This window comes from Lacinutrix sp. MEBiC02404, assembly GCF_053601575.1.
This window is the reverse complement of sequence record NZ_JBSHNV010000168.1, coordinates 31,000-53,831: the sequence shown is the minus strand read 5'-3', so window position 1 is coordinate 53,831 and position 22,832 is coordinate 31,000. Positions and strand designations below refer to the sequence as shown.

The 22,832-nt window shown below is 33.0% G+C and carries 22 protein-coding genes; 13 read left to right on the top strand and 9 right to left on the bottom strand.

The window, feature by feature from the left end; translation table 11 throughout:
• Positions 1 to 52 precede the first annotated feature (52 nt).
• From ACVCXO_RS08995 to ACVCXO_RS08980, 4 genes are all read left to right on the top strand, one after another.
• The gene (locus ACVCXO_RS08995) at positions 53 to 1,882 is read left to right on the top strand and encodes a T9SS type A sorting domain-containing protein (RefSeq protein WP_452229259.1); all 1,830 of its coding nucleotides are present in this window, start codon (positions 53 to 55) and stop codon (positions 1,880 to 1,882) included.
• A 154-nt stretch (positions 1,883 to 2,036) separates the two neighbouring features.
• Positions 2,037 to 2,933 (top strand): T9SS type A sorting domain-containing protein, encoded by an 897-nt coding sequence (locus tag ACVCXO_RS08990; protein WP_452229258.1) that lies wholly within the window; start codon positions 2,037 to 2,039, stop codon positions 2,931 to 2,933.
• Positions 2,934 to 3,060: 127 nt separating this feature from the next.
• Positions 3,061 to 4,041 (top strand): LuxE/PaaK family acyltransferase, encoded by a 981-nt coding sequence (locus ACVCXO_RS08985; RefSeq protein ID WP_452229257.1) that lies wholly within the window; start codon positions 3,061 to 3,063, stop codon positions 4,039 to 4,041.
• A 51-nt stretch (positions 4,042 to 4,092) separates the two neighbouring features.
• On the top strand, positions 4,093 to 4,533 hold the full coding sequence (locus tag ACVCXO_RS08980; RefSeq protein WP_452229256.1) for a YHS domain-containing (seleno)protein: 441 nt from the start codon (positions 4,093 to 4,095) through the stop codon (positions 4,531 to 4,533).
• Between the two features lie 285 nt (positions 4,534 to 4,818).
• On the opposite strand, the gene tyrS is transcribed toward ACVCXO_RS08980, so the two are convergent.
• Positions 4,819 to 6,126, bottom strand: a complete 1,308-nt coding sequence (tyrS, locus tag ACVCXO_RS08975; RefSeq protein ID WP_452229255.1) for a tyrosine--tRNA ligase — start codon at positions 6,124 to 6,126, stop codon at positions 4,819 to 4,821.
• An 87-nt stretch (positions 6,127 to 6,213) separates the two neighbouring features.
• Here tyrS and ACVCXO_RS08970 point away from each other — a divergent pair, with 87 nt between their 5' ends.
• Positions 6,214 to 7,221, top strand: a complete 1,008-nt coding sequence (locus tag ACVCXO_RS08970) for an NAD-dependent epimerase/dehydratase family protein (protein ID WP_452229254.1) — start codon at positions 6,214 to 6,216, stop codon at positions 7,219 to 7,221.
• A 1-nt stretch (position 7,222) separates the two neighbouring features.
• Here the strand turns inward: ACVCXO_RS08970 and ACVCXO_RS08965 are convergent, their stop codons facing one another.
• The 3 genes from ACVCXO_RS08965 to ACVCXO_RS08955 are packed head-to-tail and all read right to left on the bottom strand — an operon-like array spanning position 7,223 to position 9,786.
• Complete coding sequence (locus ACVCXO_RS08965; RefSeq protein ID WP_452229253.1) at positions 7,223 to 7,708, bottom strand: DUF4296 domain-containing protein; 486 nt, start codon at positions 7,706 to 7,708, stop codon at positions 7,223 to 7,225.
• On the bottom strand, positions 7,708 to 9,054 hold the full coding sequence (locus ACVCXO_RS08960; protein WP_452229252.1) for a dihydroorotase: 1,347 nt from the start codon (positions 9,052 to 9,054) through the stop codon (positions 7,708 to 7,710). The genes ACVCXO_RS08965 and ACVCXO_RS08960 overlap by 1 nt, the downstream gene beginning before the upstream one ends.
• Positions 9,055 to 9,063: 9 nt before the next feature.
• Positions 9,064 to 9,786, bottom strand: coding sequence for a polyprenol monophosphomannose synthase (locus ACVCXO_RS08955; protein WP_452229251.1), 723 nt, complete (start codon positions 9,784 to 9,786; stop codon positions 9,064 to 9,066).
• 107 nt (positions 9,787 to 9,893) lie between these two features.
• On the opposite strand from ACVCXO_RS08955, the gene ACVCXO_RS08950 reads away from it, so the two are divergent.
• Both ACVCXO_RS08950 and ACVCXO_RS08945 read left to right on the top strand, forming a co-directional pair.
• Positions 9,894 to 10,544, top strand: coding sequence for a DUF4271 domain-containing protein (locus tag ACVCXO_RS08950; RefSeq protein WP_452229250.1), 651 nt, complete (start codon positions 9,894 to 9,896; stop codon positions 10,542 to 10,544).
• A 23-nt stretch (positions 10,545 to 10,567) separates the two neighbouring features.
• Positions 10,568 to 11,317, top strand: coding sequence for a uroporphyrinogen-III synthase (locus ACVCXO_RS08945; RefSeq protein WP_452229249.1), 750 nt, complete (start codon positions 10,568 to 10,570; stop codon positions 11,315 to 11,317).
• Positions 11,318 to 11,389: 72 nt separating this feature from the next.
• Here the strand turns inward: ACVCXO_RS08945 and ACVCXO_RS08940 are convergent, their stop codons facing one another.
• The 3 genes from ACVCXO_RS08940 to ACVCXO_RS08930 form a co-directional block, all read right to left on the bottom strand.
• Positions 11,390 to 12,283, bottom strand: coding sequence for a T9SS type A sorting domain-containing protein (locus ACVCXO_RS08940; protein WP_452229248.1), 894 nt, complete (start codon positions 12,281 to 12,283; stop codon positions 11,390 to 11,392).
• 92 nt (positions 12,284 to 12,375) lie between these two features.
• On the bottom strand, positions 12,376 to 13,989 hold the full coding sequence (gene pckA / locus ACVCXO_RS08935) for a phosphoenolpyruvate carboxykinase (ATP) (RefSeq protein WP_452229247.1): 1,614 nt from the start codon (positions 13,987 to 13,989) through the stop codon (positions 12,376 to 12,378).
• A gap of 63 nt (positions 13,990 to 14,052) precedes the next feature.
• Positions 14,053 to 14,445 (bottom strand): DUF423 domain-containing protein, encoded by a 393-nt coding sequence (locus ACVCXO_RS08930; protein WP_452229246.1) that lies wholly within the window; start codon positions 14,443 to 14,445, stop codon positions 14,053 to 14,055.
• Between the two features lie 77 nt (positions 14,446 to 14,522).
• Between ACVCXO_RS08930 and ACVCXO_RS08925 the strand changes: the two genes are divergently transcribed.
• Together ACVCXO_RS08925 and ACVCXO_RS08920 are read left to right on the top strand one after the other, a co-directional pair.
• Entirely contained in the window at positions 14,523 to 15,887 is a 1,365-nt protein-coding gene (locus tag ACVCXO_RS08925; protein ID WP_452229245.1) for a saccharopine dehydrogenase family protein, read from the top strand.
• Positions 15,888 to 16,105: 218 nt separating this feature from the next.
• Complete coding sequence (locus ACVCXO_RS08920; RefSeq protein ID WP_452229244.1) at positions 16,106 to 16,576, top strand: Lrp/AsnC ligand binding domain-containing protein; 471 nt, start codon at positions 16,106 to 16,108, stop codon at positions 16,574 to 16,576.
• 54 nt (positions 16,577 to 16,630) lie between these two features.
• On the opposite strand, the gene ACVCXO_RS08915 is transcribed toward ACVCXO_RS08920, so the two are convergent.
• Both ACVCXO_RS08915 and ACVCXO_RS08910 read right to left on the bottom strand, forming a co-directional pair.
• Complete coding sequence (locus ACVCXO_RS08915) at positions 16,631 to 19,483, bottom strand: T9SS type A sorting domain-containing protein (protein WP_452229243.1); 2,853 nt, start codon at positions 19,481 to 19,483, stop codon at positions 16,631 to 16,633.
• Positions 19,484 to 19,572: 89 nt separating this feature from the next.
• Positions 19,573 to 20,100, bottom strand: a complete 528-nt coding sequence (locus tag ACVCXO_RS08910; RefSeq protein ID WP_452229242.1) for a phage tail protein — start codon at positions 20,098 to 20,100, stop codon at positions 19,573 to 19,575.
• 176 nt (positions 20,101 to 20,276) lie between these two features.
• Between ACVCXO_RS08910 and ACVCXO_RS08905 the strand changes: the two genes are divergently transcribed.
• Genes ACVCXO_RS08905 through ACVCXO_RS08890 form a run of 4 tightly spaced genes read left to right on the top strand, consistent with a single transcriptional unit; the run spans position 20,277 to position 22,813 of the window.
• Positions 20,277 to 20,705 (top strand): hypothetical protein, encoded by a 429-nt coding sequence (locus ACVCXO_RS08905; RefSeq protein WP_452229241.1) that lies wholly within the window; start codon positions 20,277 to 20,279, stop codon positions 20,703 to 20,705.
• Between the two features lie 8 nt (positions 20,706 to 20,713).
• Positions 20,714 to 21,373, top strand: coding sequence for a hypothetical protein (locus tag ACVCXO_RS08900; protein ID WP_452229240.1), 660 nt, complete (start codon positions 20,714 to 20,716; stop codon positions 21,371 to 21,373).
• Positions 21,355 to 22,143 carry a sensor histidine kinase gene (locus ACVCXO_RS08895; protein ID WP_452229239.1) on the top strand — a complete coding sequence of 263 codons (789 nt, stop codon included), beginning with the start codon at positions 21,355 to 21,357 and terminating at the stop codon, positions 22,141 to 22,143. Before ACVCXO_RS08900 ends, ACVCXO_RS08895 begins: the two co-directional genes overlap by 19 nt.
• Positions 22,136 to 22,813, top strand: a complete 678-nt coding sequence (locus tag ACVCXO_RS08890) for a response regulator (protein ID WP_452229238.1) — start codon at positions 22,136 to 22,138, stop codon at positions 22,811 to 22,813. The genes ACVCXO_RS08895 and ACVCXO_RS08890 overlap by 8 nt, the downstream gene beginning before the upstream one ends.
• The last annotated feature ends 19 nt before the right edge of the window (positions 22,814 to 22,832 follow it).

Sequence of the window (22,832 nt, the reverse complement as noted above, 5' to 3'; positions counted from 1 at the left end):
TAAAATCAGATTTCTCCCTATATTTGTTTTCTTAACTATAAACAACATAATTATGAAAAAAATTTACTTTTTATTATTTACTTTGATTGCAACGGCTTCTTTTGGGCAAATTGAAGTATTTAACGCTGGTGGTGGTGGTGCTTATCCTTCTGCCGGATGGTCTGATACTAATAATGTAACTGCACAATCAATTGACAAAGGGTCTTACTATTTAGTAGAATCTGGAGATCCTTCAGATGAAATCCTTACCGCTGTTTATGATCTTTCTGCTTATGCATCTGCAGAATTCAGTTTAGATGTTGCTTCTTATGGAGGTGGTGATTATAACCCAGCTAAAATTGAAATTTCTTTTGATGGCGGAACAAGTTTCACACAAACAGAATTATCTACTGTAACAACTGGATCTTCTTATATCGATGGTGGAACGTTTACTTTAAACAGTGTTACTAGCCAAGTACAGATTAAAATATCAAACAATGGTGTTGCTGAAAGAGGTGTTAGATTAAGAAATCTTATCCTTACAGGAATCTCTTCAGATCCATTTATAGCAATTACTAGCCCTTCAGATAATGCTGTATTTCCTTCAGGAACTACTAATGTAGATGTTTCTATTGATGTTCAAAATTTTAACGTAGCTAATGGTACAGGTGACGGACATATTCGTCAAACACTAACAACTCCTTCTGGTACTTTTAATGAATTTAAATATGACACTACAGACCAACCTATAGCTATTGCTGATGGAGAATCTTTTACTGTATTTATGGAATTAGTAGATAATTCTAACAATCCTATAATTCCTGCAGTAAATGCAACAGTAAATTTTTCGGTAGCATTTCCTTGTACTTTAGAACTAGGTGCTGAAACGGCTACTTGTGTTGCAGAAACCGCTGGAACAGATACGTATAATGCAACTTTAGCATTTACAGGAGGAAACACTTCTACATATACCATTATGGTTAATGAAGGTACTGTTGGTGGTGACAACCCAAGCACAATGGTTGCTGGAACTATAACGATTAATGGAATAACAGAAGGTGTAGACTTAGAAGTTACTATTACAGGTGATGTTGGAAATAGTAGCTGTAATTTAGACACTACAATTGGAAGTCCTACTTGTGTACCTTCTGCTACTTGTCCTAGTACTGGAGCTATAATAATCACTGAAGTTATGCAAAACCCTGCTGCTGCCTCTGATCCTGCAGGAGAGTACTTTGAAGTATATAATACTACTGGAACTCCTATAGATATGATTGGTTGGATAATTAAAGATGAAGCTTCTGCTTTAGAAGTTCATACTATTGGAAGTTCTCTTATAGTTCCTGCAATGGGATACATTGTAATTGGTAATGAAGCAACTACTGCTCCAGCTTTAGACTACAACTACGCCAATGATATTTCATTAGGTAACGGAACGGATGGTTTAATATTAGAATGTTCTGGCTCAGATATTGATTCTGTTATTTGGGATAATGGTTCCACTTTCCCGGATCCTTCTGGTGCAGCTATGGAATTATCTATCACAGCTTTAAATGGTACAGATAATGATAATGGTGCAAATTGGGGCATAGCTACTAATGATCTTGGAAATGGTGACTTAGGTACTCCTGGTGCTGCTAATGATTTCTCTTTATCTGTGAATGCTTTTGAAGCAAACAAATTTAACGTTTACCCTAATCCTGTTACAAACGGTTTAGTAAACATTACAAGCAAATCTAACGAAGGTATTGCTGTTACTGTTTTTGATATTCTTGGTAAACAAGTAATTAGCCAAACAGTAAACAACAATGTTTTAAATGTTGCTACTTTAACAAGTGGTGTTTATATTTTAAAACTTTCTCAAAATGGGAATGTTACCACTAAAAAATTAGTGATAAAATAACGCCAATATTAAGTTATTGTTAAAAGGCTGGTAATTTTTTACCAGCCTTTTTTTTTGCAATATATTTGACCAAATAACCAGAGAGGTTATTTTATATCACATAACTAAATGGCATACTATTTGCCGTATTACCCCTAAAAACAATTAATATATTATGAAAAAAATCTACTTATTATTATTTACATTGTCATGTATCCTTACGGCTAATGCACAACTACAAACTGGAGACATAGCTTTCACTGGCTATAATTCGGATGACACAGATAGCTTTTCGTTTGTAACTTTTGTTGAAATCCCTGCGAACACGATAATTATATTTACTGATAATGGTTGGAAAGCCGCTGGAGGTTTTAGATCAAATGAAGGAACTGCCACATGGACTTCACCTGCTAGTACAATAGTTGCAGGAACAGAGATTTTAATAACAGATATAGCAGGAGCAGCTAACTTCGGTACATTTGCCAACTCTGGTATTAATCTTTCTGGATCTGGAGATCAGGTTTTAGCTTACGACCCTAATAATATACCTGACGCTAGTGATGATTCTGGTTTCTATGCCGGAATAAACATGAATAGTAGTTGGGATACAGACGCCTCAAGCTCGAACACTTCAGCACAACCAGCTTCTTTAGTAGGTTTTTCAATTGCTTTAAGCCCTGAAGTAGACAATGCCATTTATAACTGCTCTACAACAATTGGAAATACAGCTACTTTAAGAGCTGCAGTAAATGACACCACTAACTGGACTACAGATAACACGAACGGATTTACGCTACCTACTTGTAACTTTACAGCTACTCTTTCTGTAAACCAAAATGAAGCTGCAACTTTCTCTGTATTCCCTAACCCAGTAACAAATGGAACGGTAAACATTAAAATAAACAACAACGAAGCGGTAAACGTTTCTGTTTTTGACGTTTTAGGAAAACAAGTATTAGTAAAAAACGTTACAAACCAAACTTTAAATGTTTCTAGCTTAAACGCTGGAGTTTACATTTTAAGAATTGCTCAAAATGGAAATAGCACTACTAAAAAATTAGTGATTAAATAATTTCTATTTTACATCATATAAAAAGCGTTGCTCATAGAGTGACGCTTTTTTATTTTACCTACTTTTGTTCTCGATATAATTTTTAGTATTTCAACAACTAAAAATCACTTGAACGGACAAAATAGTCATGATACACTCCAAAGATATTTTCAACATTAAAAACCAAACAGATTTTGAAACTGTAGCCTTGCAAGTTTTTAAATTTCAGTTTGAAAACAATGCTGTATATCGTTCTTTTTGCGATTTATTATACATCCATCCTAGCGATGTGAAACGTATTGAAGAGATTCCGTTTTTACCAATTTCATTTTTTAAAACACATGCTATATTAAGTGCTTCGGAAGAAATTGAAGAAACATTTACAAGTAGTGGTACCACAGGAAGCGTAACTAGCAAACATCAAGTGACCAATATTTCTATTTATGAGGAAAGCTTCCGAAGCGGTTTTAAACACTTTTATGGTGACATTAAGGATTACACCATTCTTGCTTTATTACCTAACTACTTAGAACGGGAAGGTTCTTCGCTAGTCTATATGGTTAATGATATGATTAAAAAGTCTAACAAACCCGAAAGCGGCTTTTATTTAGATAATCTTTCCGCTTTAAAAAGCAAATTAGAAACCTTAGATAAACAAGGTGAAAAAGTATTACTTATTGGTGTTTCCTTTGCATTATTAGATTTAGTAGAAAACCATTCCTTTGCATTAAAAAACACCATTATTATGGAAACTGGTGGTATGAAAGGAAGACGAAAAGAATTAATACGTGAAGAATTACACGACATTTTAAAACAAGGCTTTGGCGTGCAAAAGATACATAGTGAATATGGTATGACCGAATTATTAAGTCAGGCATATTCTACCGGAAATGGCGTTTTTAATTGTCCTAATTGGATGCAAGTTTTAACACGTGACACCGAAGATGCCTTATCCATTCAAACGCCTGGAAAAACTGGAGGACTAAACGTAATCGATTTAGCAAATATAAATTCCTGTTCTTTTATAGCAACCCAAGATTTAGCAAAAGTAAGCAGCAATGGTTCTTTTGAAATACTAGGAAGGTTTGATAATAGCGACATAAGAGGCTGTAACCTGATGGTATTGTAATTCCCTTATGTAATTAGTATTCCATTAAAACGACTCATAGAAAAACAACTTATGAGAACGCTTATCTTTTTATTTTTTATCACAACAGGAACTATATTCGCACAAGAAATAGATTATAACACAAAAAAAGGAAAAGCTGCTGCAGGTTATGATGTCGTTGCATACTTTAACAACGAAGCAGTAGAAGGAAATAAAAAATACGCAACAACGCAGGATACCGTAACTTACCTTTTTACAACCCAAGAAAACTTAAATACGTTTATTAAAAATCCGGAAAAATATATGCCGCAATATGGTGGTTATTGTGCGTATGCTGTTGGAGTAAAGTCGCAAAAAGTAAGTATCGATCCAGAAACCTATGAAATTCGTGATGGTAAATTATATCTTTTCTATAATGCTTGGGGAACTAACACCTTGGATCTTTGGCATGCAGAAAATCCTAACGAATTAAAAATAAAGGCAGATGAAAATTGGGAAAAAATAAAACACTAATTCTGTAAGTATTTAGAAATAACACCGACTATTTAAATGCTAAGAAAAAGAAAAATTAGTTTTTAGTAAATTGGTTAGTTTTTAAAGCCTGATTATGAAAATAGTCAGGCTTTTTTATTCTATAAGTCTTCTATATTTTGATAAAAAACATTCGAATACGGGTTTGTTGCCTATTATAATAGTAATTAAAAAAAGCTTCGCTCTTTTTCCACAAACCATCCGAAATTTGATTTTATCAAAATCCACCTTCCTTTAACTAAAGGAAGGAGCATTATTAACAAAAACCTAAATAGCTTTTATAATATAGGTATTACGTTTTCCTTTATTAATAACGACATAAGTACCATTAATTAGGTCCTCACTAGTAATCTTATAGTCTTCTTTAACCTTTTCTTTGTTAACCGCAACCGAGTTTTCTTTTAAAGCTCTTCGTGCTTCTCCATTCGATGCTAAAAAGTTCGTTTGTGCAGCCAATGCAGCAATCATATCTAAACCTTCTTCAATTTCTTGCTTAGCAACTTCTGCTAGAGGCACACCTTCAAACACATCTAAAAAAGTGTTTTCATCTAAGGTATTTATATCTTCTTTAAAAGACTTACTAAATAAGATGTTGGATGCTTTTTCGGCATTTTCAAAATCAGATTTAGAATGTACTAATGTGGTTACTTCTTCTGCTAAACGCTTTTGTAATAAACGAACGTGCGGCATTTCTTTATGTTCCACAATTAAAGCTTCCACAGTATCTTTATCTAAAAAGGTAAATATTTTAATATACTTTTCGGCATCTTCATCACTACTATTTAACCAAAATTGGTAAAACTTGTATACCGAAGTTTTATCGGTATCTAACCAAATGTTTCCTCCTTCACTTTTACCAAATTTAGAACCATCGGCTTTGGTTATTAAAGGGCATGTCATGGCGAACGCTTTCGCTTCTTGGCCAACATTCATACGTCTTACTAACTCTGTTCCAGTAGTAATGTTTCCCCATTGGTCACTTCCTCCCATTTGCAACAAACAATTGTGCTGTTTGTATAAGTGGTAAAAATCATATCCTTGAATTAACTGGTAGGTAAACTCTGTAAAAGACATACCAACGTTTCCTTCTTCACCAGACAAACGTTTCTTTACAGAATCTTTTGCCATCATGTAGTTCACGGTAATTCGTTTACCAACATCACGCGCAAAGTCTATAAAACTAAATGTTTTCATCCAATCGTAGTTATTCACTAAAATTGGTGCATTTTTTTCTTCCGAAGAAAAGTTAAGAAAACGAGATAACACCTTTTTAATTCCTGCAACATTATGATTTAAAGTCGCTTCGTCTAGTAAATTACGTTCATCGCTTTTACCAGAAGGATCTCCAATCATTCCTGTTGCTCCACCAACCAACGCAATTGGCTTATGTCCTGCTTTTTCTAAATGCATTAATAAAATAATTGGAACTAAACTACCAATATGTAATGAATCTGACGTTGGGTCAAAACCAATATAAGCCGTTGTCATCTCTTTATTTAATTGCTCTTCTGTTCCGGGCATGATATCATGTACCATTCCTCTCCACGTTAATTCTTCTACTATATTATAGTTCATTTCTTGTATATTATTCTAAAGTCTAGCAAAGATATGTTTATCCTTCAAAAGAGGAAAGAGAATAACAAAAAAGACTATTTTTGTTTTATGGTTTTAGTTACAGGAGGAACAGGTCTAGTAGGATCACATTTGCTTTATGAATTGGTTAAGAACAATCAAAAGGTTCGCGCTATCTATAGAAGTGAAGAAAAACTACAGACCGTAAAAAAAGTATTTTCTTATTTCACGGAAGATGTTAGTACTGTTTTTAATAAGATCGAATGGATAGAAGCCGATATATTAGACATTCCTGTTTTAATAGATGTATTTCAAGATATCACACAGGTATATCATTGTGCTGCTCTTATTTCTTTTAATCCCAAAGACTACCATAAACTTAGAAAAACGAATATTGAAGGCACTGCAAATATTGTTAATTTATGTCTTGCAAAAAATATTAAAAAATTGTGCTATGTAAGTTCTATTGCTACTCTAGGAAACCATGAAGACAATAGTTTTATAGACGAAGAAACGTTTTGGAATCCGGAAGCTGATAATAGTGTTTATAGCATTACAAAATATGGTGCAGAAATGGAAGTTTGGCGTGGCACCCAAGAAGGATTAGATGCTGTAATTGTAAATCCTGGGATTATTATAGGTGCTGGTTTCTGGAACAGCGGTAGTGGTTTACTCTTTAAAAAAGCGCATAACAAATTCCCTTATTACGTTACTGGAACTACTGGATATGTAGATGTAAAAGATGTTGTAACGGCTATGTTACAGCTAATGCAAAGTAATATTATTAACCAACGTTTTGTTATAGTCGCTAAAAATATAAGCTTTCAACATTTTACAGAAATTGCCGCTAAACATTTAAAAGTAAAAGCGCCAAAAAAAAGAGCTACTTCCTTAATGCTTGAAATGGCTTGGCGAACAGATTGGTTAAAAAGTTTTTTAACAGGAAAACCAAGAAGCTTAACAAAACAAAATGCTAAAACGGCTTTAACGATTACCAATTATAGTAACCAAAAAATTATAAATGCTTTAGACTTTAAATTTATACCGTTAGAAAAAAGTATAGAAACGGTTTCTAATTTATTTTTAAAAGAACAATAATTTAATTCTTTTTTAATAGTGCCTTTTTGTTTTTATTAAACGCAGCACTCGTTACCGAGTCTTTTAAAGAGGCACCTTTTTCAGGCATTAGTTTTAATTTAGTGCGTTTTAGAGAATCTTTTCTTTTCTTTTCCTTAGTTTCTATTTTGTCCAAGGCAGTGTACTCCGCTTTCAGTTTGGTTAAACTATCTCTAACTTGCTTGTAGATGTCTTCGTATGTTTCCGGGTTGTACGTGTAGTAATAATTACTAGCAGCAAATTGCGCACTATCTATGTTATGCTTTTCATAAATATATTCTTGTAATTTAACACCCTTTTCTTCAAGCACTTTTTTATTCACTCCTTTGGCAGAACTATACACAGACATATCCACAATTACACGAACCATTTTATCTTTAGAAATAAGATTATCTGGTTTTTTAGGCTTATTCTGATTAAAACAAGATACTAATAGCAACACAAAGCATGTATATAATACGTTTCTCATTATCTGTTAAAAGTTAATTGTTTAGCAGCTTTAACATCATAAAACTTAAAGTTTTTATACGCTAAACTTCCATTTACAAAGGTGTGTGTAATTCTAGATTTAAAGGTAGTACCTTCAAAAGGAGACCAACCGCATTTGTATAAAATATTATCTTTTTTAACGGTCCAAGGATTACTTAAATCTACTATTACTAAATCTGCAAAGTAACCTTCTTTTATATATCCACGTTTTTCTACTTGAAATAATATAGCAGGATTATGACACATTTTCTCTACTAGTTTCTCTAACGTGATTTTCCCTTTGTGATGCATTTCTAACATTGCAGGAAGCGCATGCTGTACTAACGGACCTCCAGAAGGTGCTTTGGTGTACACATTATTCTTTTCTTCTAAAGTATGTGGTGCATGATCTGTTGCTATAACATCTATTCTATCGTCTAACAATGCTTTCCATAAACCATCTTTATCTTTTTGCGATTTCACCGCAGGATTCCATTTGATAAAAGTTCCCTTAGCATCATAATCTTCGTCTGTAAACCACAAGTGATGCACACAAACCTCAGCAGTAATTTTTTTATCTTTCAACGGAATTTTATTCGAAAACAAACTCGTCTCTTTCGCTGTAGAAAGATGAAAAACGTGTAGTCTAGCTCCTGTTTTTTTTGCAAGTTCTATTGCTTTAGACGATGAGATATAACAAGCCTCTTCACTTCTAATATCTGGATGATGTTTTATTGGTATGTCTTCACCAAATTCTTCAACATATTTCGCAAGATTTTTTTTAATCGTTGCTTCATCTTCACAATGCACAGCAATAAGTAGTTTTGTGCTAGAAAATATTTTTTCTAAAACTTCAGGATTATCTACCAACATATTTCCTGTAGACGAACCTAAAAATAATTTTAATGCCGCAACCTGTTTCGGATCTACTTTTAAAATTTCTTCCAGGTTATCATTAGTACCACCAAACATAAAAGAATAATTAGCAGACGACGTTTTTCTGGCTATCTCAAATTTTTCGTTAAGTTTTTCTATGGTTGTGGTTTGCGGATTGGTATTAGGCATTTCTATAAAAGACGTAATTCCTCCAGCAATTGCAGCTTTAGATTCCGTTTCTATATTTGCCTTCTGCGTTAATCCTGGTTCTCTAAAATGTACTTGATCATCAATAACACCAGGAAGCAGGTAATTACCTTCTGCATCAAAAATGTGAACATCTGCAGATTTCGCACTAATGGATTCACTTATCTCTTTAATGTATTCGCCTTCAATAAGAATATCACCATGAAAGATAGTTCCTTCATTCACAATCTTTGCGTTCTTAATAAGTGTTTGTTTGTATTGCATGTCTTAATTTTACTTTATAAATAGACTTTTACATTTCATAGAGATGACACCAAAAATAGCCTCAGAAATGATTCCTGAACTTAATTTAGATTCTCCTTTTGTTCTATCTGTAAAAATAACTGGAATTTCTTTTATTTTAAACTTTTTACAATATGCTTTAAATTTCATTTCTATCTGAAACGCATATCCTGTAAACTTTATGGTATTTAAATCAAATGCTTCTAACACTTCCCTTTTATAGCAAATAAATCCAGCGGTAGTATCATGAATTTTCATTCTAGTGACAAAACGCACGTATTTGGAAGCTAAATAAGAGAGTAAAACTCTACTCATTGGCCAGTTTACCACATTTACACCTTTTACATAACGGGAACCAATAGCCAAATCTACTCCATCTATATGGCATGCATGGTATAAGCGAATTAAATCTTTTGGATTATGCGAAAAATCTGCATCCATTTCAAAAATATAACGATACGTTCTTGCCAAACTCCATTTAAAACCATGAATGTATGCGGTACCTAATCCAGATTTCTCTTTTCGCACCTCTAGATGTAAACGCTCCGGAAATTGCGCTTGCAGTTCCTTAACTTTTAGCGCTGTTAAATCTGGAGAATTATCATCAACCACCAAAACATCAAATGCTTTTTCAAGAGAAAACACCGCTTTAATAATAGCCTCAATATTTTCTATTTCGTTGTATGTTGGTATGATGACAATAGCGTCTTGCATAAAAGGCATTTAATTTTAGCAAATGTAAGCTATTTAAAAATTACTTTTTTTTAAATTTTCCTTAAAAAATGGAAGAAGAATAGGATTATTTATAATAATTTTACCGTATGCTTCGCGAAATTATATCTAATGAAATTTTCACCATATTACTAGTACTTTGTCTAGTTTTAGTTGCCACTGCAAAAGTGCTGTTTACAAAACGCTTTAATGATTTTGTTTATATACTAGGTAATTTTAGATATTTAAAAGTATACTCTAGAGAGATAAAAGCCATTGACGGTTTTGATGCCTTACTTTTTATAAACTTATTAATCTCTAGTTCTATTTTTAGTGTTTTGATGTACCAAAGTTTTGTTGGAGAAATTGAAGACATCCCCACTTTTTTAATTAAAGTATTTATAGGAATTGCAGTAATAATATTGGCAAAAACATCTATAGAACGCTTATTAGGAAGCTTATTTGATGTAGAAACCATTTTAGATTTTTATGTATTTCAAAAAATGAGCTATAAAAACTTTATTGGTTTACTGCTCATACCCGTTAACTTCATTTTATTATTTAGCGTCACACCGTCACCTATTATACTACAAATTCTTGGTCTTGTTTTTTTACTAATTAATTGCATTAGTATAGCTGCTTCCTACAAGACCTATCAAAGTTTGATAAAATCCAATTTGTTGTATTTTATTTTGTATCTTTGCACTCTTGAAATTTCGCCTTATCTCGTATTATATAAGTTATTTATAGATTACAAGTAAGGTTTAAAAAAGCTAGCTATTATATGAAAGTCAAAACCATTTTAGTATCTCAACCAGAACCTAAAATAGAAAATTCGCCTTATTTTGATTTGCAAGAAAAGCAAAAAGTGAAGATAGACTTTAGACCTTTTATTCATGTAGAAGGAGTTCCTGCAAAAGAAATCAGATTACAAAAAATAGATTTAAGCAATTACACTGCTATTATTTTAACAAGCAGAAACGCTGTAGACCACTTTTTTAGAGTTGCAGACGAAATGCGTTTTAAAGTACCTGATAGCATGAAATACTTCTGCCAGTCGGAAGCTGTAGCTTACTATTTACAAAAATACGTAGTATATAGAAAACGTAAAATTTATGTTGGTAAGCGAACTTTTTCAGAGTTATCTCCAACCATAAAAAAATATAAAGACGAAAAATTCTTATTACCAACTACAGATAAACTGAAACCAGAAGTTCCTGAAATACTAAATGGTTTAGCCGTGGATTGGAAACAGGCTGTTTTTTACAAAACAGTAATCAGTGATTTATCTGATTTAGAGGACGTATTTTATGACATCTTAGTATTCTTTAGTCCTTCAGGAATAGATTCTTTATTCAAGAATTTTCCAGACTTTAAACAAAATGATACTAGAATAGCTGTTTTTGGTAACACTACTATTAAAGCGGTAGAAGAGCATGGACTGCGTGTAGACATCTCGGCACCAACGCCAGAAACACCTTCTATGACGATGGCTTTAGAAAAGTACATCAACAAAATAAATAAAGGGAAATAGTTTAAAACTAGTCCAAAAAAAAATCGCAACATGTACATGTTGCGATTTTTTTTGGTTCATACTTTAATTCATTTACTGAATTATTAATTTCTTCGTTAACGATTTACCGCTTGCTAATATTCTTGCTAAATAAACTCCTGGAGCCATCGCACTAATATCTAAAGCATTCTCCCCAAACTGCATTTGCGTTTTGAAGACTAACTTTCCAGTGATATCATAAATCTGAATCTGAGATTCTTGTAAGTTAGATGCCACATAGATTCTGTTTTTAGCAGGATTTGGAAACATATCAAACGCTAATCCTCCTTCACTTGCAACCGAAAGTGTATTGCATTCTGCTTCATTATCCACAAAAGTTCCACTACCAGTCATCCAAGTAGATAAATATGCTGCATTTTTATCATCCACAAAAACACAAGTAAGTGTTGGAGTAAAACGAGAATCAAATGCCGTTACATTAACATTGTTACCGTTTCGCATATCTAAAGTAACTAAACCGGTTTGTCTTACATCCACTTCAGTTAAACTAGTATTTCCCGACAAGTCTAAACTTGTAACTGGAGATCCTGGAATAAGCACTTGACTTAAAGTGGTGTTTGCTCCTGTTATAATACTACTCAAAGAAGTACACCCTTCCGTGTCCAGAGATGTTAAACTTGAATTAGCAGAAACATCTAAACTTGTTACCGCGGCGTTATACGTAATAACCAAACCTGTAATACCTGTTAATGCTTCAATACCTGCGAAATCATTAATAGCATTATAAGGTGGAGATCCACCTAAATTAAGCGTTCCAGTAACTGCTGCTGCTTCACTGTTTAAAATAAAACCATCTAATGGTCCATTAATAGTAGTAGTTGCGATTAGAAATTGTTCAAAATCGGCATTTGGCACAGCAGTTGACTGTGCCTGAATTTCAATTTGCATGGCTACAACAGTAGCCAAAAAAAGTAGTGTTTTTTTCATAATTAATAGCTTTATAATTTATAGGTATAAAGTTAAGTTATAAAAAAAACACTACTATTACTCTTCAACAAATATTACCGTAGTTCACCTATTTATTTCTCCACATTTGGAGCTCCATCCATAATCTCCTGATTTGCATTGGCTTCAAACTGTTTAAAGTTAGCTCTAAAAGAGTCCGATAATTTATAAGCTGTCTTGTAATACCCTTCGTCATTATTCCAAGTACTTCTCGGACTTAACACTTCGGTTGGCACATTAGGACAGGTTCTTGGTTGTTTCAATCCAAAAACAGAATGTACATGATAACTATCTTTATTTGCAGCTTCTAAACTTCCATCCATAGCAGCAGTAATCATTGCTCTAGTATATTTTAATTTCATTCTAGATCCAACGCCGTAAGGACCACCAGTCCAACCGGTATTTACCAACCAAACATTAACTCCAGAATCTTTCATTTTCTGACTTAACATTTCCGCATACTTTGTTGGATGTAACGGCATAAAAGGCGCTCCAAAACAAGCAGAAAAACTTGGTAATGGTTCATCAATTCCTGCTTCTGTTCCTGCAACTTTAGCAGTATAACCAGAAATAAAATGGTATGCAGCTTGCCCAGGAGTTAACTTCGAAATTGGAGGCAACACACCAAAAGCATCTGCTGTTAAAAAGAATATATTTTTTGGGTTTTTACCTATAGAAGGTTTTTGTATATTTTCAATATGATAAATAGGGTAACTAACTCTTGTATTTTGTGTTATAGAAGTATCAGCAAAGTCTACCACTCCCTTATCATCCATTATTACATTTTCTAAAATAGCTCCTCTTTTAATTGCAGCATAAATTTCAGGTTCTTGTTCTTGAGATAAGTTAATGACTTTAGCATAGCAACCTCCTTCAAAATTAAACACCGAATTATCAGCAGTCCAACCATGTTCATCATCACCAATTAAACTTCTATCTGGATCTGTAGATAATGTTGTTTTTCCGGTACCAGAAAGACCAAAGAAAATAGAAGTATCTCCATCTTTACCTACGTTTGCACTACAGTGCATTGGTAATGTATTTTTAAATACTGGAAGTATAAAGTTTAATGCAGAAAAAATTCCTTTTTTAATTTCTCCGGTATAACCAGTTCCACCAATTAAAGCGATTTTTCTAGTAAAATCTAAAATAGCAAAGTTATGTTGACGTGTTCCATCTACTTCTGGATCTGCCATAAAACCTGGAGCATTTACTATAGTCCATTCTGGAGTGAAGTCTTTTAGCTCTTCTTCCGTTGGGCGTAAAAACATATTATAAGCAAACATGTTCGTCCAAGGATGCTCATTTATTACTCTAATATTTAATTTGTAATCTTTATCTGCACAAGCATAACTATCTCTTACAAAAATTTCTTTGTTAGATAAATAGTCTACTACCTTATTATATAGCTTTTCAAATTTGTCTGAATCAAAAGGAATATTAATGTTTCCCCACCATACCCTGTCTTTAGTGACATCATCTTTAACTATAAACCTATCTTTTGGTGACCTACCAGTAAACTCTCCTGTATTTACTGCTAGCGCTCCTGACGAAGCCGTAACACCTTGTTTTTTTTCAACAGTAATATCATGAAGCTGCCCTGGTGAAAGTTGATAATTAACTTTTGCATTTTTGATTCCATATTGTTCTAACGAAATCGTTTTCGTTACTTGAGTATGATTAACCATATTTTAATTGTGTTGTTTAAGATGCAAAATTAAAACTTTATTTTAAAGTAGCCATCTAAAACCTTAATTATCCGCCTTTAGTTTTAAAAAGTTTATCAACATTATAACCCAAACCATAATTAACAAAAGGCCTCCCAAAGGTGTAATTAATGCAATTTTAGTAAAATCAACACTGGTTAGTGCATTTGTTGCTAAACCATAAATGGATCCTGAAAAAAACAAAACACCTACTACTATTAGTATAAAAATAGTCTTTTTGGCTTTTTCTGGTATCACTTGTACACTTCCCAATATTATAAGTAAAAAGGCATGATACATTTGGTAACGCACACCAGTTTCAAAAGACTGTAGAGACGCTTCCGAAATTAATTCTTTTAAGCCATGCGCAGCAAATGCACCTAGTATAATTCCTATTACACCAAAAACAGCACCGGTAATTAATAATTTTTTGTTCATATAATTATGTATTTCGTTTAATTTAGCCACAGTATTTATTACATTCGTAACTACAAAATTACTCAACAATTCTCATTATGCGAAAGATTTTAGTCATTGGTTCCGGAAAATCATCCTCTTACCTTATTAAATATTTATTAGACAAATCAAATACAGAAGACTTATTAATTATAGTTGGCGATATAAACTTTACACACGCTAAAAAATTAATTGGGGATCATGAAAATGCCCAAGCTATTTTATTAGATGTTTTTGATAAAAATTCCCGTCAAGAAGCCATACAAAATGCAGATATTGTAGTCTCTATGCTACCTGCTAGATTTCATATAGAAGTTGCCAAAGACTGCATTACTTTTAATAAAAATATGGTTACTGCTTCTTATATAAGTCCAGAAATGCAAGCATTAGATAAAGCTGCAAAAGACAAAGGGCTTGTTTTTATGAATGAAATTGGTGTCGATCCAGGAGTTGATCATATGAGCGCCATGCAAGTCATTGATAAAATTAGAGAAAAAGGCGGCGAAATGATTTTATTCGAATCTTTTACTGGCGGACTAGTTGCTCCAGAAAGTGATAATAATTTATGGAACTACAAATTTACTTGGAATCCTAGAAACGTAGTATTAGCAGGTCAAGGTGGCGCCGGAAAATTTCTACAAGAAGACACCTATAAATACATACCATACAATAGACTTTTTAGACGTACCGAATTTTTAGAAGTAGAAGGCTATGGTAAATTTGAAGGGTATGCCAATAGAGATTCCCTAAAATACCAAAGTGTTTATGGTTTAGATACTATAAAAACGCTTTACAGAGGCACTATTAGACGCGTTGGTTTTTCTAGAGCATGGAATGTATTTGTGCAATTAGGTATGACAGATGATAGCTACACCATAGACGATAGCGAAAACATGAGCTATCGTGATTTTGTAAATGCGTTTTTACCATACAGTCCTACAGATTCTGTAGAGCTAAAATTTAGACACGCACTTAAAATAGACCAAGATGATGTGGTTTGGGATAAATATTTAGAGTTAGACCTTTTTAGTAAAACTAAAATGGTAGCGCTTAAAAAAGCAACTCCTGCACAAATTCTACAAAAAATATTAATGGATAGCTGGACATTAGATCCAGACGATAAAGATATGATTGTTATGTACCACAAGTTTGGGTACGAATTAGATGGTAAAAAACACCAAATAGATGCAACCATGGTAACCATTGGTGAAGACCAAACCTATACCGCAATGGCAAAAACCGTTGGCTTACCAGTAGCAATAGCAACACTAGCCATTCTAAACGAAAAAATCACAACTCCAGGTGTACAAATCCCAATTAATAAAGAGGTGTACACACCAATATTAAAAGAATTAGAAGAGTACGGTATTGTTTTTCACGAAAAAGAAGTGCCGTATCTAGGCTACAATCCTTTACACGTTTAAAATTTTTATGGCGTTTCATTTTTTAAACCTGCAAGGTTTCTAAAACCTTGCAGGAAAAAAATGTCAGGCTTTCCGTTATATCTTTTTCTCGTACCTCAAAAAAGGATGCCACTTCAATCCTTAACGCGAAATCTTATTTCAGTTTCAAATCATTTCTGTACATTTATGTTTTAATATGAAACAATTTTCCGTTTTTACGGAAATACAAACAAATTGTAATGAAAACGATAGATAACAACATTCTTATAGATGGTATAGACAAGAAAATACTACGTGCTTTAATGGAAGATGCAAGAACACCAATTCTTGAAATTGCTAGAGGTGTTGGTATTTCTGGTGCAGCTATTCATCAACGACTTCGTAAACTAGAAAAATCTGGATTAATAGCAGGTTCAAAATTTATAATAAACCCAAAAGTATTGGGCTATACTACCATGGCTTATATTGGTGTATATCTTGACAAAGCCATGAGCAATCCTGAAGCGGTAAAACAACTTAAAAAAATACCTGAAGTTTTAGAATGTCATTACACCACAGGAAACTGGAGTATTTTTATTAAGATTCTTTGTAAAGACAATGAACACCTTATGCATGTTTTAAACAAAGACATTCAATCTATTGAAGGCGTATCAAGAACAGAAACCTTCATCTCTTTAGACCAACAAATTGACCGACAAATTAAGATATAAAAAAAGCTCCTAAATTACTTTAGGAGCTTTTTTAAAACTATTTTTACTAATTAGCTATTCTTTTATCACGCGTATGGTCTTGGTTACATCACCAATAGTTACGCTAACAAAATAAGCACCGGTTTGTAAATTAGACATGTCGACATCCAATTCTAAACTATTTGTTATTTTATTATATACTTCTTGCCCTATCATATTAAAGACCTTCACATTAGATATTTCTCTATTAGCATTCAATATTAGCGTTGCATTTACTGGATTCGGATAATAACTAAATGAAGTATCGTTATCCAAATCGGTTATTGCTAATGCCGTTGGATCAAATGCGATGATATCAAAAGTACCTTCTAGACGTCGTCTGCTTAATCCGGCAACACCATCACTCCATGCTCTAATATAATAAGTGACACCAGAAGTTAAACCTGTAACAACTAGACTTGCTCCTGTAGCATCTCCAATATCACACCCTAATGCTTCAGCATCTAATTGCCCACAATTTGGGTATAAAGCAATACTAGCCGCTGTAGATGTACCCGAAGTTGTTGTTTCTATGGTAACCTCTCCAGATAATGGCGCTACAAAAGTGTACCAAACATCGGCTTTAAATGTATATGGGTTACAACTTGTATCATCATCTTCACCTGTTGAGCTATCGGTTGCTCCCGCTGTAGTTTCTCCTGTTAATGTTGCAGCAAGTATAAGTGCTGTTGGGTTTGCGCATAAGTCATTTCCTGGAGCTGGTTCATTTGGAATACAGTTTACGATCATCTCATATTCACCAGCATCCATGTCATTACCTTCTAACATAATATAATATGTTATGTTTGGTTGCGCAGTAAAAGTAACTACAGATTGACCACTAGGACAATCATTGGAAACATCGTTAAATGCAATTTGATTAGATTGTGGACAATCATCAAATACTCTAATAAATGTATCATAAGTAGAATTACAAAGCGATAAAACAACATCCTGCAGTACGGTATCGGTAAACGAATAAAACACATCATTAGAAGGGTTATCTCCACTATCTGTCGCGTTAATTGTTGAACCAGTAACCGTTTCACCGCATGTTACAGCAATAGCTCCTGTGCATAAATCATTAGCAGGTACTGGACACGTAAAGGTTACAGCTCCCAAATCGACATCGCAGGTAACATCATTTCCATGTTGTAATGTAAAGTTTACGGATGCTCCAGACGCATAAGGCCCAAAATTCATCGTTCCTGTTGTAGTAATTGGAGTACTTATTGTACCATCAAATATCGCTGGACTTCCATTACCTAAACTGGCAACATCTACAGCTACAAAAAACTCTCTAGTTAAACAGTCTTGAATTCCTAAAATTGCTGTTGCAACTCCTGCCACACAAGTATCCAAAATATCTACTTTAATATTATCAAATCCGAAATCAATTAAATCATCCGCATCATTAGGCACAATATTAAAACTTGAAATATTTGAAGCATTTGTTGTATTAGAAATACTTATTGTTCCAGAGCCCGTAGGGTATAATATAGGGTTAGCTATTTCAGCGTCATCTTGGTTTGTAAGAGTTATTATACCCGCTTCTCCAGTATTATACTCTATCCCTTTTAAAGTGAAATTAGTTGGAAATCCATTTTTTGTTATATTTAAAACAAATGGCTCTATTGTATTTGCGCCACTAGAACCAAGATAAAAAACCCAATCTGAAGTAAGTTTATCTAGTGTTTCACTACCAGGATGATCTACTGTTAACACATAAGTATCTCCATCTTTAACAATTGTTTCTGTTATAACACCCGCTACATCATCATCGACAGCGGTATTTATAGTGAAAATAATTTCATCACATGTAGAAGAAACCATTCCTAAATCTGCATCACAAGTAATGTCACTGCCGTGTTGTAAAATAATTGGTATTACTGTTCCTCTTGAATAAGGTCCTAGTATAGTAATTCCTGTAGCTGTAATAGGTATAGATGAAATACCATCAAATATTACTGGATTTCCTCCACTTCCTAAATTTGTTACATCTACTTCAATAAAAAATGTTTCAGCTACACAATCTTGAGAACTCAAGGCCGCTGTTCCTATTGGAGCTAAACAAGGTGGCGGACACGTATCTGATATGGAGCCTAAATTTACATCACAATCCGTATCACCTCCATGTTGTAAAGTAAAATTTATTGGCGTGCCTGTTGGGTAAGGTCCAAAATTGTAAACACCTGTTGCAGGAACTGTGGTAGCTGTTGTACCATCAAAAATAGATGGTGTGCCACCTCCTAAATCTGTTACACTCACTTGAGCAAGAAATGTTCCTGCTCCGCAATTTTGACTCACAAAAGTTGCTGTTCCTGCTGGAGGAACACAAGCTTGTATTATATCCACATTAATATTATGGAATACAAAATCGGTATTATCAGAAACATCCGGTTGAATAATCTTAAAACCACTAATATCTGCAGCATTAGCTGGATTCGTTATATTAATTGCACCAAAACCCACTAGATATTGTTGACTCCCTGAAATCTCTGCATTATCTTGATTTAAAATGGATATAAATCCATCCTCTACCGTATCATAATCGATTCCATTTAATTTAAAATTTGTAGAAATCCCATTCTTAGTAAGTGTAAGAGTAAATGTATTTACATTATCCCCGCCACTACCATAATAAAACCCCCAATCACCACTACTTAATTCAAATAAAGTCTCAGCTCCTGAATCAGGAACATCAATTAGCAACACATACGTATCAGATCCTACTATTAGTGTTTCCGTAATACTTACGCCATCATCTTGCGCCATATCAATAGTAAAATTTATATTCTGAGCGTTTACAGAATAACTAAACAATAGCAAAAGACAAAAAACAGGAATACTTTTGAAGATTGCTTTTTTTAAATTGTATTCTTTTTTCATAATAAACATATTTAAAATTAATAGCATAAGGATACCGACAAAAAACAATTTGGCAGCATCCTTTAATTCAGTTTGATTATATTATATTTTTAGCTTCTAGATGGAAAAACACCTTGTAATGCTATAATATAATTTATACTGGTATAAGGCTGCATATTGTTATGTGGATGACTACCACCAGCATCCCCGACAACTGTAGCATCTGCAGCCATTTGTGCATTTGCTCCCGCTGCATAAACACCACCATCTGCATTGTAAGCGTTTTCCGGATTTGCTACTGCTCCACCTCCTCTAGGAATTGGGCTCACAGCGCGAGTAATTGCAACATGATTATGCATAGGCATTTCGGTCGTTTTAAGTATCACAGTTGCTTCACCTCCTTTTTCCCCCAACTTTATAGTTGGTAGCCCTGGACCTGTCCCAGCATGTACAGGAACTCTACCTCTTAAATCGGGTAAAGCAAATGTTGTTCTTCCATTTCCCCCATAAGTAGTCCCTATTAAAGAAAATAAAGCGCTGTACTGCGAAATTGATAATAATTGTCCGTCGCAATATGCCCACCCACGTGGTGCAAAAGTGCCTCCGAACAAAATAATTTGTGCCATAAATGGATCCATAATATATTTATTTAATTGGTTAATAATAAATCAAAAGTACTGATTATTAAGCGCTTATGCATAAGCGAATTTACTTGATATAAAAACCGAGTAGAAATACCTGTTTTTTTATTTTTATCTGTTTTAATAAAAATATCTTGTAGCTTTAAAGTCTATTAATAAATAAACCTTAAATTATGAGTACAATTAAAATCTGTGACGCAAAAGACTGGGTAAAAAAATGGCAAGAAGAGAATAAATCTCATGCTAAAGCATTTCTAATTCCTGCCGTTGATCTTATAGATTGCCTAATAGAGATGGCCGTTTTAACCAAAAAATCGGATGGTAACTATTTCATTAAAAAGGATTTAACAGATTCCAGCGTTCGTGCTTATATGGCAATTGAACGTCCTGCGAACGAGAAACCTTCCGCTTTAACTGAAAAATTACTTCTTGTAGGCACATTAAAAGATAAAAAAGGAATACATAAAGATTTAGTAATAAATAAAGTATGTCCCGAAACAACAGAAGAAAAAGAGGAAGCTATTAAAGGAAGTGGTGTATACGATTTTACTACTCCATGCCCAGATAATTGTGATCCCACTAGTCCTTTATACAAACCTTAAAAAAGGAAATGAAATTAATTGATGGTGTTTTACAAAACCTTAGCATTATATTACTTTTTATAAACGCAACATTATATACATATAGCTATTTAAAAGACAAAAAAAATAAAGCGATAAAATATTATAGCATCTATTTAGCGCTCACCTTTTGCGTATTAGTTGGTAGTATTATTTTAATTAATATTCAGGGAAGTCTAGGTTTGAAAAAAGACAATTTGTTTTTATCCCACTTCTATTTTATTTTTCAGTTTATTTTCCTCTCCTTATTTTATAGAGAGTTTTTTACTAAAAAACAACAAAATTGGGTGAATCTAATTTTTATTCTAGTTGCTTTAATTTTAAGTATTCAATATTTTAATAATATATCATTATTTAATAGATTCAACTTATTAGAAATCCTTATAAGCTCATTTCCTTTGGTGGTATACTCCATTATTCACTTGTATAACTCCTTAGGTAAAACTGGAAAATTCATGTACATAAATGCCGCTGTTCTTATTTATTTATCGGTTAGTACACTGATTTTTATCTTAGGTAATTTAATGGTTTCTGCTGTTGACAGATCATTATCTATTAATGTATGGCTCCTGAATAAAGTGTTTTATGTAGGCTATTTAATACTAATTTTAATAGAATGGAGGAAGAGCTTATGGAAAACGGAAAATTAATTATTCAAACCCTGGTTTACGGAATCATATTCTTAGTTTTAATTACTACTGGGTTAATTCTGTTTTTTCATTATTCCAGGCAAAAAATAGTGCAAAAAGAACTTGAAAAATCTGCTATGAAGTTAGAAAATCAGCAAAAAATATTACAAACTTCTATTGCTATTCAAGAAATAGAACGCAAACGTATTGCGCAAGACCTGCATGATGCCATTAGTTCTAAGCTCAATATAATTAGCTTGTCTACCAATGTGCTTTTAACAGATAAATCTATTAATGATAAACAGAAAGCTTCGTTAAACCAAATACTTGAAATAACAGCTACAACTCTAGAGAGTTCAAGAAAAATTGCACATGATTTAATGCCTCCTATTTTAGATGAATTTGGACTTAAAGTTGCTTTAGAAGAATTATTTGATGACTTTTCGGTTAATACTACATTAGAAATAGAGCATAACATTGAAAATTTAAGTAAATTAACTAGAACCAACCAATTACATGTATTTAGAATTATTCAGGAATTAATGAACAACTCTATAAGACATGGAAAAGCCAATGAATTAGCCATTTATATGGAACAAAATACCACTGGCTTTAAAATACGTTATCAAGATAATGGTGTTGGTTTTAATGTTAAAGAAATTAGTAAAAAAAGTGGCATTGGGTTACAAAACATAAATAGCCGCGTTAAAATTTTAAACGGATCGCTTAAAATGGAAAGTACAGAAAACAATGGTAGCCTTTTTATAATACAATGCAAATACCATGGATAAAATAAATATAGCATTAGCAGATGATGAACTTTTATTCCTTCAAGGATTAAAAGCCATTTTGGGTAACGAAGAACGCATTAACATTCTTTTTGACGCTAAAGACGGCGAAGAGCTAATACAACAATTACGGGACGCCAAAATACTGCCAGAAATTGTAGTTACCGACCTTAAAATGCCCAATTTAAATGGCGTGGAAGTCACTAAAATTATTCATAAAGAATTTCCAGAAATTAAAGTAATTGCACTTACTAGTTATTTTAGCAAACCTTTTATTTTAAATATGATTTCGATTGGTGCTGTTGCCTATTTAGCAAAAAACAGTACACCTGCCTTAATGATTAAAACCATTGAAGAGGTTTATGAAAAAGGCTTTTATTACGATGGAAAGGTCATGCAATATGTTCATGAAAGTATTACCAACCCTAAAGACAAAAAAATAAAATCTACGTTTGACACTAATTATTTCACCAAACGAGAAATTGAAGTTTTAGAACTTATTTGCAAACAATATACAACTGTTGATATTGGCGAAAAACTTTTTATAAGTCCAAGAACTGTAGAAGGTCATCGTAACAACTTACTACTTAAAACAGAATCTAAAAATGTTGCTGGTCTAGTTATTTACGCTTTAAAAAACAAACTTGTTTCTTTAGATAATACTAGTTTTTAAATAATAAAAGCTCCTTTAA

What these genes read in the sequence shown, in the direction of transcription:
- ACVCXO_RS08995 (WP_452229259.1), top strand. Translation starts at nt 53, where the DNA reads ATGAAAAAAATTTACTTTTTATTATTTACTTTGATTGCAACGGCTTCT.
- ACVCXO_RS08990 (WP_452229258.1), top strand. Translation starts at nt 2,037, where the DNA reads ATGAAAAAAATCTACTTATTATTATTTACATTGTCATGTATCCTTACG.
- ACVCXO_RS08985 (WP_452229257.1), top strand. Translation starts at nt 3,061, where the DNA reads ATGATACACTCCAAAGATATTTTCAACATTAAAAACCAAACAGATTTT.
- ACVCXO_RS08980 (WP_452229256.1), top strand. Translation starts at nt 4,093, where the DNA reads ATGAGAACGCTTATCTTTTTATTTTTTATCACAACAGGAACTATATTC.
- tyrS (WP_452229255.1), bottom strand. Translation starts at nt 6,126, where the DNA reads ATGAACTATAATATAGTAGAAGAATTAACGTGGAGAGGAATGGTACAT.
- ACVCXO_RS08970 (WP_452229254.1), top strand. Translation starts at nt 6,214, where the DNA reads ATGGTTTTAGTTACAGGAGGAACAGGTCTAGTAGGATCACATTTGCTT.
- ACVCXO_RS08965 (WP_452229253.1), bottom strand. Translation starts at nt 7,708, where the DNA reads ATGAGAAACGTATTATATACATGCTTTGTGTTGCTATTAGTATCTTGT.
- ACVCXO_RS08960 (WP_452229252.1), bottom strand. Translation starts at nt 9,054, where the DNA reads ATGCAATACAAACAAACACTTATTAAGAACGCAAAGATTGTGAATGAA.
- ACVCXO_RS08955 (WP_452229251.1), bottom strand. Translation starts at nt 9,786, where the DNA reads ATGCAAGACGCTATTGTCATCATACCAACATACAACGAAATAGAAAAT.
- ACVCXO_RS08950 (WP_452229250.1), top strand. Translation starts at nt 9,894, where the DNA reads ATGCTTCGCGAAATTATATCTAATGAAATTTTCACCATATTACTAGTA.
- ACVCXO_RS08945 (WP_452229249.1), top strand. Translation starts at nt 10,568, where the DNA reads ATGAAAGTCAAAACCATTTTAGTATCTCAACCAGAACCTAAAATAGAA.
- ACVCXO_RS08940 (WP_452229248.1), bottom strand. Translation starts at nt 12,283, where the DNA reads ATGAAAAAAACACTACTTTTTTTGGCTACTGTTGTAGCCATGCAAATT.
- pckA (WP_452229247.1), bottom strand. Translation starts at nt 13,989, where the DNA reads ATGGTTAATCATACTCAAGTAACGAAAACGATTTCGTTAGAACAATAT.
- ACVCXO_RS08930 (WP_452229246.1), bottom strand. Translation starts at nt 14,445, where the DNA reads ATGAACAAAAAATTATTAATTACCGGTGCTGTTTTTGGTGTAATAGGA.
- ACVCXO_RS08925 (WP_452229245.1), top strand. Translation starts at nt 14,523, where the DNA reads ATGCGAAAGATTTTAGTCATTGGTTCCGGAAAATCATCCTCTTACCTT.
- ACVCXO_RS08920 (WP_452229244.1), top strand. Translation starts at nt 16,106, where the DNA reads ATGAAAACGATAGATAACAACATTCTTATAGATGGTATAGACAAGAAA.
- ACVCXO_RS08915 (WP_452229243.1), bottom strand. Translation starts at nt 19,483, where the DNA reads ATGAAAAAAGAATACAATTTAAAAAAAGCAATCTTCAAAAGTATTCCT.
- ACVCXO_RS08910 (WP_452229242.1), bottom strand. Translation starts at nt 20,100, where the DNA reads ATGGATCCATTTATGGCACAAATTATTTTGTTCGGAGGCACTTTTGCA.
- ACVCXO_RS08905 (WP_452229241.1), top strand. Translation starts at nt 20,277, where the DNA reads ATGAGTACAATTAAAATCTGTGACGCAAAAGACTGGGTAAAAAAATGG.
- ACVCXO_RS08900 (WP_452229240.1), top strand. Translation starts at nt 20,714, where the DNA reads ATGAAATTAATTGATGGTGTTTTACAAAACCTTAGCATTATATTACTT.
- ACVCXO_RS08895 (WP_452229239.1), top strand. Translation starts at nt 21,355, where the DNA reads ATGGAAAACGGAAAATTAATTATTCAAACCCTGGTTTACGGAATCATA.
- ACVCXO_RS08890 (WP_452229238.1), top strand. Translation starts at nt 22,136, where the DNA reads ATGGATAAAATAAATATAGCATTAGCAGATGATGAACTTTTATTCCTT.